Annotated in this window: 13 protein-coding genes and 1 pseudogene; 5 read left to right on the top strand and 9 right to left on the bottom strand. The window is 54.2% G+C overall.

What is annotated here, in order from left to right; all coding sequences use genetic code 11:
- Positions 1-566 precede the first annotated feature (566 nt).
- Genes ACTQ52_RS07310 through ACTQ52_RS07325 form a run of 4 tightly spaced genes read right to left on the bottom strand, consistent with a single transcriptional unit; the run spans position 567 to position 3,510 of the window.
- On the bottom strand, positions 567-842 hold the full coding sequence (locus ACTQ52_RS07310) for an acylphosphatase (RefSeq protein ID WP_410043991.1): 276 nt from the start codon (positions 840-842) through the stop codon (positions 567-569).
- Positions 843-852: 10 nt separating this feature from the next.
- The gene (gene iadA / locus ACTQ52_RS07315) at positions 853-2,010 is read right to left on the bottom strand and encodes a beta-aspartyl-peptidase (protein ID WP_441982205.1); all 1,158 of its coding nucleotides are present in this window, start codon (positions 2,008-2,010) and stop codon (positions 853-855) included.
- Positions 2,007-2,132, bottom strand: a complete 126-nt coding sequence (locus tag ACTQ52_RS07320) for a hypothetical protein (RefSeq protein ID WP_441226628.1) — start codon at positions 2,130-2,132, stop codon at positions 2,007-2,009. Before ACTQ52_RS07320 ends, iadA begins: the two co-directional genes overlap by 4 nt.
- 10 nt (positions 2,133-2,142) lie before the next feature.
- A complete protein-coding gene (locus ACTQ52_RS07325) occupies positions 2,143-3,510 on the bottom strand; it encodes an MATE family efflux transporter (RefSeq protein WP_441982206.1) in 1,368 nt (455 codons plus the stop codon).
- 318 nt (positions 3,511-3,828) lie between these two features.
- Between ACTQ52_RS07325 and ACTQ52_RS07330 the strand changes: the two genes are divergently transcribed.
- From ACTQ52_RS07330 to ACTQ52_RS07350, 5 genes are all read left to right on the top strand, one after another.
- Positions 3,829-5,661 (top strand): NAD(P)-binding protein, encoded by a 1,833-nt coding sequence (locus ACTQ52_RS07330; RefSeq protein WP_410043987.1) that lies wholly within the window; start codon positions 3,829-3,831, stop codon positions 5,659-5,661.
- On the top strand, positions 5,655-7,391 hold the full coding sequence (locus ACTQ52_RS07335; protein ID WP_441982207.1) for a [FeFe] hydrogenase, group A: 1,737 nt from the start codon (positions 5,655-5,657) through the stop codon (positions 7,389-7,391). Before ACTQ52_RS07330 ends, ACTQ52_RS07335 begins: the two co-directional genes overlap by 7 nt.
- Positions 7,392-7,680: 289 nt before the next feature.
- A complete protein-coding gene (locus tag ACTQ52_RS07340) occupies positions 7,681-8,433 on the top strand; it encodes a copper homeostasis protein CutC (RefSeq protein ID WP_410043985.1) in 753 nt (250 codons plus the stop codon).
- Positions 8,434-8,510: 77 nt separating this feature from the next.
- A complete protein-coding gene (locus ACTQ52_RS07345; RefSeq protein ID WP_410043984.1) occupies positions 8,511-8,852 on the top strand; it encodes an arsenate reductase family protein in 342 nt (113 codons plus the stop codon).
- 91 nt (positions 8,853-8,943) lie between these two features.
- Entirely contained in the window at positions 8,944-9,315 is a 372-nt protein-coding gene (locus ACTQ52_RS07350; protein WP_410043983.1) for a RidA family protein, read from the top strand.
- Between the two features lie 205 nt (positions 9,316-9,520).
- Here ACTQ52_RS07350 and ACTQ52_RS07355 read toward each other — a convergent pair whose 3' ends face one another.
- The 5 genes and pseudogenes from ACTQ52_RS07355 to ACTQ52_RS07375 form a co-directional block, all read right to left on the bottom strand.
- Positions 9,521-9,937: an Hsp20/alpha crystallin family protein gene (locus ACTQ52_RS07355; RefSeq protein ID WP_410044015.1), complete on the bottom strand. Its 417-nt coding sequence runs from the start codon at positions 9,935-9,937 to the stop codon at positions 9,521-9,523.
- A gap of 218 nt (positions 9,938-10,155) precedes the next feature.
- Positions 10,156-10,596 carry an Hsp20/alpha crystallin family protein gene (locus ACTQ52_RS07360; RefSeq protein WP_410044014.1) on the bottom strand — a complete coding sequence of 147 codons (441 nt, stop codon included), beginning with the start codon at positions 10,594-10,596 and terminating at the stop codon, positions 10,156-10,158.
- Positions 10,597-10,930: 334 nt separating this feature from the next.
- A pseudogene (locus ACTQ52_RS07365) lies at positions 10,931-11,200 on the bottom strand (flavodoxin family protein); the annotation flags it as partial.
- A gap of 15 nt (positions 11,201-11,215) precedes the next feature.
- Positions 11,216-11,410 (bottom strand): helix-turn-helix transcriptional regulator, encoded by a 195-nt coding sequence (locus ACTQ52_RS07370; protein WP_441226634.1) that lies wholly within the window; start codon positions 11,408-11,410, stop codon positions 11,216-11,218.
- Complete coding sequence (locus tag ACTQ52_RS07375) at positions 11,407-11,928, bottom strand: hypothetical protein (RefSeq protein ID WP_441982208.1); 522 nt, start codon at positions 11,926-11,928, stop codon at positions 11,407-11,409. Before ACTQ52_RS07375 ends, ACTQ52_RS07370 begins: the two co-directional genes overlap by 4 nt.
- Positions 11,929-11,950 lie beyond the last annotated feature (22 nt).

Raw genomic sequence — 11,950 nt, forward strand, 5'->3', positions numbered from 1 at the left:
AAATTCTTCTCTGAAGCCTGAAATACATATCCACTATTTAAAAAATTCAGGGATATTGGATAGGGCGCTTATATGCGTATGTATGATTTTACAGAAAACTATCCAATATGTGCCCGATTATGAAATCGTGGATATTTTAGCATCGTACGCAAAAATGATAAATGGTGTTAATATTATCCACTATTTCATAATCCACCAGTTATTGGATAGCATCATCGATTTTCATCTATTTCACCCGATCTGCCAGTGAAAATTTCCGGGCCGCGCGCAATAATCACCTGAAAATCGATCCGTATTCCCGCGCGGCAGCATCAGATGCAGAAAAACAAACGCACATCCAGCAATTCAAATGGACAAGCATCCTAAAGCAGGCATGATGATGACTTTTGAAGCTTATCATGCCTGCGCTTGTAAATACTTTTTGCAGCATCGGACATGTAGCAGTTTGAGGCCTCCTCATGAGCTGGGGCGGGACCGAAACGTATAAACATCCGTTGAACTCTATGGGGTGGGCGAATGAGGAGCAGCCTCAAACTTCCCAAGTGAGCCGAGGAGTGTTTGAACTGTTACCGGATATGAAATCCGCTCTCTTCTACGCATGGAATCTCGCTCATCTCGAGATCTGTTATGTCGATCCAGCGCTGCTGCCGGATGCGGGCCAGCAGTTCCTGAATCGCGCTTTCAGAGCCCTGCACTTCCATCTCTACGCGGCCGTCCCACATATTCTCTACCCAGCCGGTGAGTCCCAGTGACTGCGCGATGTAGTAGGAGCGAAAACGGAAACCGACACCCTGGACATCTCCGGAAAAATAGATGTGTTTTCTCACGATGGATTCACTCATATACGACCTCTTATTCCTCGAATCGTCCCTTCATGCGCAGGTCCTTCTCCCACAGCGCGAGCTGTCCTCGCGCGAAGAGGCTGTCGATCTCGAGCTCCTCATCCAGTACTAGGAGATCTGCGTCGGCGCCTGCGGCGATGCATCCCTTTCGGCCATCCTGCGCGAGGATCGTCGCCGGTGTGGTCGTCAGGAGCTTCAGCGCCTGCTCGAGCGGCATGCCCATACGCACCAGTGCTCGGATGGTTTTATGCAGGTACTTCGGCGACGCATAGGTCAGTCCCACACACTCTCCTTCTTCATTAAAACGCGGCTGGCTTCCGTAGGCGTCACTTGACAGGCTGACATGATCCGGGTTCACACCCTCGCGATGCAGTAAATCAAAGAGCTTCATGGCATCCTCTTCCACTGCCACATCATCCGAGCCGGCGGTGCAGTCGATGTAGCCACCCCGCTTCACGAGCGCCACGCCGGCGTCGATGAGCTCAGAGGATCGCAGCATATGCGTCGGGAGCAGGTTCTTCGCCGGTACATCCGAGTGATCCAGTACGTAGAAAATCGGATCAAGCGTCGCCTTCCCACTACCCATATGCATCGTGACGAGCCCCGGTGTGCCGCTTAACAGCCCGGCACGACGTGCAGCCGTCGCCAGCGCGATCAGCTCCTCTCCGCCTGGATTCGAGCTTCGATGATCAGATACCGCCACCTTCACGCCGATCATCGGTGGAATCAGGACGATGTCCCGCTCGACACTGCCGGTGATCGTCGTCGGCGGGTAGCCGTAGGACGAGGTCAATGTATACACCGTCATGCCTTCCTCGCTCAGTGCACGGGCCTTCGCCACCAGGTTCTCGAGGCTTCGCGTGATGCCGTCCGTACCCAGCAGTCCGACGACGGTGGTGATACCGTTCTTAAAAAAGGTGCTGAGGGAAGACTCCGGTACGCGGGATGCCGGTCCCTGCTCTCCGCCACCACCGGTGATATGGACATGCAGATCGATGTAGGCCGGCACGAGGGTCTTCCCCTCGAGATCATAGACCTCGACATCCGGAAGGTCATCATAGCCTGTGATTTCTTCCGCGATCCGAAGGATCTTCTCTCCCTCGATCAGCACATCCCTTTTACCGAGAGGCGCTGGTGTGTAAACGCTGGCATTCTTTAATAATTTCATAGGGTCATCCTTTCTATGGCGACGTAAAACATGATTTTTGCGATGTATTCCGCCTCGTCGCCGGCGGTGATGGAGCCGGTATTCGCGACGGTGACCGCATATTTCAGCTGTAAAAGAGTCATAACTTACCTCTTATTTCCTCCTGCCTTTTTTCAGGATGCCATCAAACTTCAGCATGAAGCAGCTGGTGGTGACGAGGGCGGCGATGAGATCACTCACCGGCTCTGCGAGGAATACGGAGAAGACCTGATTCGACAGGAAATGCGGCAGGATCAGGATGAGCGGGATCAGCAGGACGATCTTCCGGAGGCAGGCGAGCAGCAGGCTGATCTTCGCCTGGCCGAGGGCCATGAAGCTCTGCTGGCATCCGATCTGTGCACCGAAGGCGAAGATGCCGGCCATATAGATGCGGAGCGCCCAGGATGTATAGTTGCGAAGCTCCATATTGCTGGTGAAGATGCCGGCGAAGAACTGTGGCTTCAGCATGACGATCGCCCAGAACAGGGTTGCATAGCTGAAGCAGGCCGTAAACTGTGCGGCGAATGCTTTCTTCACGCGGTCTGCATTGCCCGCACCGAAGTTGAAGCTGATGATCGGCTGACCGCCCTGACAGATGCCCTGCATCGGCAGTGTTGCCAGCTGGCTGACGCTGGTGATGATCGTCATCGCGCCGACCGCAACATCCCCGCCGTAGCGCGCGAGGCTGGAGGTGAAGCTGATCGAGAGCAGGCTCTCGGTCGACAGCATCACGAATGTGGAGATGCCGAGACTCAGGCACGGCAGGATGATCTTCGGGTCGAGCTTCATATTCGCCCTGCGAAGGTGCAGAAGGGTCTGCTTTCCGGTCAGGAAGCGGAGGATCCAGACCGCGCCGACCGACTGACTGAGCACCGTGGCGAGCGCTGCGCCCTGCACACCCATCCCCAGTACGAAGATGAAAATCGGATCCAGGATGATGTTGATGACGGCGCCGATGACGGTCGTCAGCATACTGATTTTTGCGAAGCCCTGGGTCGTGATGAAGGGGTTCATGCCGAGCACGGTCATCACGAAGACGGTGCCGAGGATGTAAATGCGCGCGTAAGCCAGTGCATATGGTAGCGTGACCGCACTGGCACCGAAGAGGCGAAGCAGGGTCGGCGCGAGCGCATAAAACACGATGGTCAGCACGAGGGCGAAGCGCATCAGGATGGCGAAGCAGTTGCCGACGATTTTCTCTGCCGTTTCATGGTCCTTCGCACCCATCGAAATCGCGGCGCGCGGTGCACCACCGGCACCCGCCAGCATGGCGAAGGCGTTGATCAGCATGAGGATCGGTGTGAAGAGGCCGACGCCGGTCAGTGCATGGGCACCGACGTCTGCCATGTGACCGATGTAGATACGGTCGACGATGTTATAGAGGAGGTTGACGATCTGGGCGACGACCGCCGGAATCGCGAGCTGGGCAAGCAGCTTCGGGATGCTGCCGCTGCCCATGTCCTGTGTTTTGGTCTGCATCATATAAATCTGAAATCCTTTCTGGCGCGTAAGATGCTCGGGAAGCGCAGTTGTGGCTATGCAGCGCTTCCGCGTTGTAAAGATATCTCCATTTTTATTATACGTGAGCATATCTCTCCTATTATAGCCAAAGATGAAAAATATACCACGTTGTTTTTGCGTAAAACTGCATTCGATATAGCTTGCGATTCGTGATTCGCATGTCAATATTCTATAAAACATGAACCGAAATTCTCAAAAACATGCACGAATATGCTATAATCTACACAATTGTATCCTTGGGCGAAGGATGGAGTATCAATTTTTGAAAGGACATAGAATATGAGTAGATTGACCATTTTTACGAAGAATGAAGCCGAGAAAACGGTGGAGTCTCTCTACAAGGATCTCGAGCGTCGCGTTCAGGCGGCCCAGCCGGGACTCTGCCCTGTAGATCTCGCGTCTTCATTTCTGCACCTCTGCCATGCCCAGTCCTGCGGTAAGTGTACACCATGCCGTGTCGGCCTCGGCCAGCTGGAAGCACTGATCGGACAGGTGCTGGATGGTACGGCGGACATGTTTACACTGAAGGTGCTGGAGGACACGGCAGAGAGTATCTATATGTCGGCGGACTGCGCGATCGGTTCCGAGGCGGCACGTATGGTGCTCGAGGGACTGCGCGGCTTCCGCGATGACTATGTGGAGCATATCAAGCATGGCCGCTGCAAGAGCATGCACAGCCAGCCGGTGCCATGTGTATGGCAGTGCCCGGCACATGTGGACATCCCAGGCTACATTGCCCTCATCCATGAGAAGCGTTATGAGGATGCGGTGCAGCTGATCCGTAAGGATAACCCGATGCCGGCGACCTGCGGCCTCATCTGTGAGCATCCGTGTGAGGTTCGCTGCCGTCGTACGCTCGTAGACGATCCGATCAACATCCGTGGACTGAAGCGCTTCGCGGTCGAGCATGAGGATACCATCCCTGCGCCGAAGCGAATGCCGGCGACCGGCAAGCGGGTGGCTGTCATTGGCGGTGGTCCGAGCGGTCTCAGCTGTGCCTACTATCTCAGCATCATGGGCCATGAGGTTACCGTGTTTGAGCAGCGGAAGCAGCTCGGCGGTATGCTGCGCTATGGTATTCCGGCCTATCGTTTCCCGCGTGAGATCCTGGATCGCGAGATCGAGGGTCTGAAGCTCGCAGGGTTCGAAACGAAGACGGATATCTCGATCGGCCGCGACATTTCCGTGGCAGAGCTTCGCAGTCAGTATGACGCGATGTATGTAGCCATCGGTGCACATACCGACCGGAAGATCGGTATCGAGGGCGAGGATGCCGAGGGCGTCATCTCCGCGGTGGAGATGCTCCGTGCGATCGGTGATGACCACTACCCTGATTTCACCGGCATGGATATCGTCGTCGTCGGTGGTGGTAATGTCGCGATGGACGTCGCACGTTCTGCGATCCGCTGCCATGCAAAGTCGGTCAAGGTCGCGTACCGTCGTCGGAAGCAGGATATGACAGCCCTCGCAGAGGAGGTCGAGGGTGCGATCGCTGACGGCGTGGAGATCGTCGAGCTGAACGCACCGGTGCGCATCGAGAAGGATGCTGAGAATCGCTGCACCGGCCTCATCGTGAAGCCGCAGATCCCGGGTGCGGTCAAGGGTGGCCGTCCATCTCCGAAGAACAGCACGAAGGACGAGGTGCTGCTTCCGGCCGATCGTGTACTCGTGGCCATCGGTCAGGGTATCGAGTCCGGCAAGTTCGGGGAGTTCGGTATCCCGGTTCAGCAGGGCCGTATCTCCGCCTTCGATACCTCAGATATCGCGGACAATGAAGGCATCTTCGCAGGTGGTGACTGCGTGACTGGTCCGGCGACCGTCATCCGTGCGATCGCAGCCGGAAAGGTAGCGGCCGCCAATATCGACGAATACCTCGGATTCAACCATGAGATCACGACGGATGTCGTTCTGCCGCCGATTCGTTTCGACGATCATAAGGCACTCGGCCGTGTGAATATGGTAGAGCGTCCGGCGGATGAGCGCAGATGTGATTTTAAGCTGATGGAGTGTCCGATGACGGAGGAGGAAGCACTGCAGGAGTCCTCGAGATGTCTGCACTGTGATCACTTCGGCTATGGCATCTTAAAGGGAGGCAGAGATACGAAATGGTAAATTGTACGATTGATGGCAGAGCTGTCCAGGTCCCGGAGCGGACCACCATACTGAATGCTGCCGCCGCTGCGGGCATTCACATCCCGACACTGTGCTACTTAAAGGATATCAACGAAATTGCGGCATGCAGAGTCTGCGTCGTCGAGGTCGAGGGCTATGAGCGTCTGATGACCGCCTGCAACAACACCGTGACCGAGGGCATGGTCGTCTATACGAACTCCCGGAAGGCACGTCTCGCGCGACGCGCGAATGTGGAGCTGATCCTCAGCCAGCATGACACGAACTGTGCGATCTGTGTGCGCTCCGGAAACTGTGAGCTGCAGAAGGTGGCGAATGATCTCAATATCCTGAGCATCCCGTTTGAGAAGCAGCTGCCGAAGAAACATCGCAGCTCGCTGAACTTCCCTCTGATCCGGAATTACGACAAGTGCATCAAGTGCATGCGCTGCGTACAGATCTGTGATAAGGTGCAGGACAGCCATATCTGGGATGTCATCAATACCGGTTCCCAGAGTACCGTCGATGTGAAGGATGCCTATGATCTCGAGACCAGTAAGTGCGCGCTCTGCGGCCAGTGCATCACCCACTGCCCTACTGCGGCACTGCGTGAGCGGGATGACACCCACGACATCCTCGACGCGCTCGAGAATCCGGATAAGATCGTGGTCGCACAGATCGCACCGTCGATTCGTACGGCCTGGGGCGAGGGCTTCGGTCTCACCCCGGAGCAGGCGACCGTGAAGCGTCTCGCCGCTGCGCTGAAGATCACCGGCTTCGACTATGTATTTGACACCAACTGGTCCGCCGACCTCACCATCATGGAGGAGGCGACGGAGTTCCTCGAGAAGCTGACGCATAAGGAAGAAAACAGGTTCCCGATGTTCACGAGCTGCTGCCCTGGCTGGATCCGCTTCTGCAAGGCACACTACCCGGATTTCGTGGACCAGCTCTCCACCTCGAAGTCACCGCAGCAGATGTTCGGTGCGATCATCAAGAGCTACTTCGCGGAGAAGCTCGGCGTAGATCCGTCTCGCATCTACTGTGTATCCATCATGCCATGTCTTGCGAAGAAGGCCGAGTGTGGCTATGAGACGATGCGGAACGACCAGGGTGATCCGGATGTCGATGTCGTACTGACGACTCGTGAGGTGAACCGTCTCCTGCGTATGGAGAACATCGCGCCGGGTGAGATCGACGAGATCGAGCTGGATAATCCGTTCTCTGCGGGTTCCGGTGCCGCGAATATCTTCGGCTCCACCGGTGGTGTTATGGAGGCTGCGCTTCGTACCGCTTATCACAGTGTGACCGGCGAGAATCCGGATCCGGATGCGTTCCATGATGTCCGTGGTCAGGAAGGCTGGAAGGAAGCGACCTTCGACATCAAGGGTATCCCGGTACGTGTCGCGGTCGTAAACGGCCTCGGCAATGCGGCGAAGCTCCTCGATGCACTTCGGAAGAAGACCGTCGAGTATGATTTCGTCGAAGTCATGGCCTGCCCTGGCGGCTGCGTCGGTGGCGGCGGACAGCCGATCCACGACAGCGTCGAGATGGCGCCGGAGCGTGCGAAGACGCTGTATGCACAGGATGCAGCCGGTGCTCTTCGCTTCAGCCACGAGAATCCAGATGTGATCCGCTGCTATGAGGAGTATCTCGAGAAGCCGCTCAGTGAGCGTGCTGAGCACCTGCTCCACACCGATCACCACGGCTGGAAGATGCCTGGCGAAAGATAAATACGTTTTTTATGAAGAGAAGCCGGCGCGAACGCGCCGGCTTTCATTATGCTCGTATAACTGCGTTGCTTTCGTCATGCCCAGTTCTGCCAGACGTCCGGCTGGTATCCCACGGTAAGAGGGGCCGAGGATCATAATGCTGCATCAAAACAGCCTAAAATGGAAATGATGCTAACGGTAAAAGCGTATCTCATATGCTTCTTCGATACGCTGAAGAGACTTGCAAGACTACTCCTGTGGGAGTATGCTCATTTCAGGACGTTATGGAGAAAATCAATTCGGAGGAGTGATGATGACGGACTATATCCTGGAAGTATGTGTCGACAGTGTAGAATCTGCGCTGTCTGCGAAGGCCGGCGGTGCGACGCGGCTCGAGTTGTGCGCAAGCCTCATCATCGGTGGCACCACGCCGGGCTACACTCTGTTTCGGCAGGTGCAGCAGGAAACCGGGCTTCCGATCCGGGTCCTGATTCGTCCGCGATTCGGTGACTTCCTGTACACGGCATATGAATATCAGCAGATGTGCGCGGATATCCGCTTTTTTGCCAATGCTGGCGCCGATGGTGTCGTCATCGGAAGCCTGCAGGCGGATGGCGGCCTGAACGAAGCGCAGATGCGCGGCATGATCGATGCGACGGACGGTCGCTGTGGCATCACCCTGCACCGGGCCTTCGATGTATGCGCGGATCCGATCGCCTGCTACGAAAAAGCAGCCGACCTCGGTATCGATACGATCCTCAGCTCCGGGCAGGAAGGCGACGCACAGACGGGAATCGCGCTGCTGCGGAAGCTCGTACTGATGTCGGAAGAGAATCCGACGATCCTGGTTGGTGGCGGCGTAAAGGCCGACAACATTGCCGAAATCGCGGGTATGACCGGTGCCCACGCTTTTCATATGTCGGGCAAGAAAATCCTTTCGAGTGGCATGCGCTACCGGAATGAACATGTCCATATGGGCCTCGAGGGTATCAGTGAATTCGAGCTCTACCGGACAGACGAAGCGGAAATCCGGCGCGCAGTGGAGATACTCAGATGTCTATAAATAACTCTACGGTGTCGACCAGGAAAGCGGATTAAAACACAAGTAGAAAAACGAATGCATAGAAGAAAGGGAATTCGATGAATATTCAGATTTTCGGCACGAAAAAAAGTGCCGACACGAGAAAAGCCGAGCGCTATTTTAAAGAGCGCGGGATCAAATTCCAGTCCGTCGATATGAAAGAGAAGGGCCTCAGTAAAGGCGAACTGAATTCGGTCCTTCAGGCGGTCGGTGGCTTAGAAGAGCTTCTCGATGAGAAGACGAAGGACCAGAAAGCGTATCTGCTGATCAAATATCTCGCACCGGAAGATAAGTTCGAAAAGATACTCGAAAATCCGATGGTGCTGAAGCAGCCGATCGTGCGGAATGGCCGCCAGGCTACCGTGGGGTATCAACCAGATATATGGAAGAACTGGGAATAAGGCCAAAGAGAAGCCGCGGAAGTAGGATTCTCTTTGCAGAACGGACCATATTTCGCTATAATGTATACAAATCTTAAGGAGGACTACTATTATGACAACTGTACACACTACCGATGCTCCGGCTGCGATCGGACCATATTCCCAGGCGAAAATCGTAGGTAACTTCGTATTTGCTTCCGGTCAGATTCCGGTGAATCCGGCGACCGGCGCTGTAGAGAGCGAGGATATCGAGGGACAGGCTGCACAGAGCTGCAAGAATGTAGCTGCCATCATGGAAGCTGCAGGCACCAGCATCGAGAAGGTCTTCAAGACCACCTGCTTCCTCGCAGACATGAACGACTTCGCGGCCTTCAATGCGGTTTACGAGCGGTACTTCAGCTCGAAGCCGGCACGCAGCTGTGTCGCCGTCAAGACCCTGCCGAAGGGCGTGCTTTGTGAGATTGAGGCGATCGCAGAGCTGTAATGAAAAAACCGGCTGGATACACCGTGTATCCAGTCGTTTTTTATTAAACAAAAACCGGGCGGGCACCTTACGTGTCCACCCGGCTTAAGTGATTTTGTATATATGAACTGCGATTTCTGCCTCGCAGGGTCTGGGCATTCTATAGATGTTCGTGCAGCCACTCACTGAAGCACCCTGCATTCATCGGGCAACTGCTTTTCGGGTATCATCCCTCGATCTCGATATAGCTCTCTTCCGGCAGTGCCTTCTTCGCTTCTGCCTTCGGAAGACTGATCTTCAACACACCATTTGCAAAGGATGCCTTCACATCGTCCTCCGTAAGTCCATCACCTACATAGAAGGACCGCTGCATCGCACCCTCGTAACGCTCCTGGCGAATCAGTCTGCCGTGCTTCTTCTCGTCCTTGTCGAGACCCTTCTCCGCGGAGATGGTCAGATAGCCATCGGACAGTTGAAGCTTTACTTCATCCTTCTTGAAGCCCGGAAGATCGACCTCCAGCTCATAGCTGTTATCGGTTTCCTTCACATCGGTCTTCATCAGGTTCCGTGCACGCTTACCAAACAGTGGATTGTGCTTACCGAAGAAGTTCTTATTCCAGTCATTACCCCACTCGTTCATCATCTCATTCATCACATCATCACCATCACTAAATACACTAGGCATAAACATATTCATATCCTCCTGTTTATTTACTTCTGGTTCTCCCTGTCCGCTCATCGGACAGATGCGAACCGCTCTGTTTTCCAGCTCTCAGAGAGAACTGTAGAGCAGCTCTGGATGTAGTTCAGAACTTATGGATGGAGGCCAATGTCTCCATCGGGGCACTGCCCGCGAGGGAATCAGCCCTCGATAGCGATGTACTTCTCTTCCGGCACTTCCTTCTTCGGCTCCACCTTCGGAACGGTCAGTGCCAGAACACCATTTTCAAACTTCGCAGCGATGTCGCTCTGCTTTACATTCTCACCGACGTAGAAGCTTCTCTGCATCGAGCCGGTGTAACGCTCCTGGCGAACGACCTTGCCGCTCTTATCCTTCTCATCCTTGTTCTCATTATGCGAAGCAGAGATGTTCAGATAACCATCCTTCAGCTGAAGCTTCAGATCTTCTTTCTTGAAGCCCGGAAGATCGATCTTCATCTCGTAGTTGTTCTCATGCTCCTCGATATCCGTCTTCATGAGATTCGCTGTCGACTTGCTGTAGGCAGGCTCATAACCAAGCCAGCTTGTATCATTAAAGAAATCATCCATTAAGTTCTCACCGAAAATACTAGGCATATACATCATAATCACTTACCTCCTGTATAACCGGGCTCCGGGATTCTGTCCCATCGCCGAATGTTTTATGTTTCAGAGTTTCGAAACCACCGGCTCGGAATGCGCTTCCTTTCGGATTGCTTTTCCTTTGCTTTCTGTTCCTTTTCTCCTTACAACTAACATAATACTCGTTTTGTTAGCACTTTCAAGATGTGAGTGCTAATTATTTTGTGAACTTTTTGTGTCGATCTGGAACTCATCATTTTACCATTCGTATCCGGCACTGTTTTACTCTATCCGGCACTTTAACGGCGGCTTTCCGGTCATCCTTATTTGTGTTTACTGATTCCGGGGGAATACCTCATCCTGTAATCTTTCTCCGAAGGTCATTCAGATCTGCCTCGTCCGGATGTGAAAGTGCTCGATCGAAGTTCTCGATCAGCGCATCCAGATTCGGCTTTGCATCCGGCATTTCCTTCATCTTCACATAGCGGTCCCGTACAGACTGTGGCATTTTACCCTGGCACATGTACTCTCCGACGACGGTGTTACTTCCATCGATGGCGGCATGTACATTGGTAAGAATCTTCTGATAGTACGCTTCGCTCCCACCGAAGCCCGCAGTCCCAAACCTGATTGTTTCCATTCACGCCTCCCAGAACAGTTCATCCAGTGTCCGGTTCAGTGCCTTGCAGATCGCGATGCAGAGTCGGATCGTCGGATTATAATCGCCCTTTTCGATGGCGTTAATGGTCTGTCGCGACACACCGACGAGATCTGCCAGCTGCTGCTGGGACAGGTCCAGCGCCGCCCGTGCCGATTTCATCTTCAGGTTCTTCATTCCGCCGAACCTCCCCGTTTATCCATCCACGCTTTCAGTAGCAGATTCACGATGATCAGCGCAAAGAACACGAAAATCAGCAGACAGAGGCCGCCATCCCAGGTGAGGACGCCATGCACGATCACGTCGCCGAGCTTCACATGCCCCCGGAAACCGAGGTACTGCATCACCATCACCGCCACCATGAGCACGATCGCGGTGTTTGAGCCAGATGCCTGCCGGATGCCCCAGTATGCATCCTTCCATATATCATAGAGGATTACCACCAGACATCCCACCATAAGGCAGGCCATCATGAGAAGTGAAAACTCGATCGGCAGTGCACCGACGCACTCCTCCCACAGCACCACAGCTGCAAGCGAGAAGGCCAATGTCAAAAAGCCGTAACGAAATGCTCTCCCTCGAATCAGCTCCTGCCGCTCATCATAGCCACTGTAATCCTTATCCTTCTTAAACATGATGATCTTGAATATCTGAACCACGATAAATGCAGCCGTGAATGAAAAAATCTCTGACATATCCGTCGTCCTCCTTCTGACA

It is taken from the genome of Oribacterium sp. Sow4_G1_1 (assembly GCF_052116105.1).
In the GTDB taxonomy this organism is placed as follows: domain Bacteria; phylum Bacillota; class Clostridia; order Lachnospirales; family Lachnospiraceae; genus Oribacterium.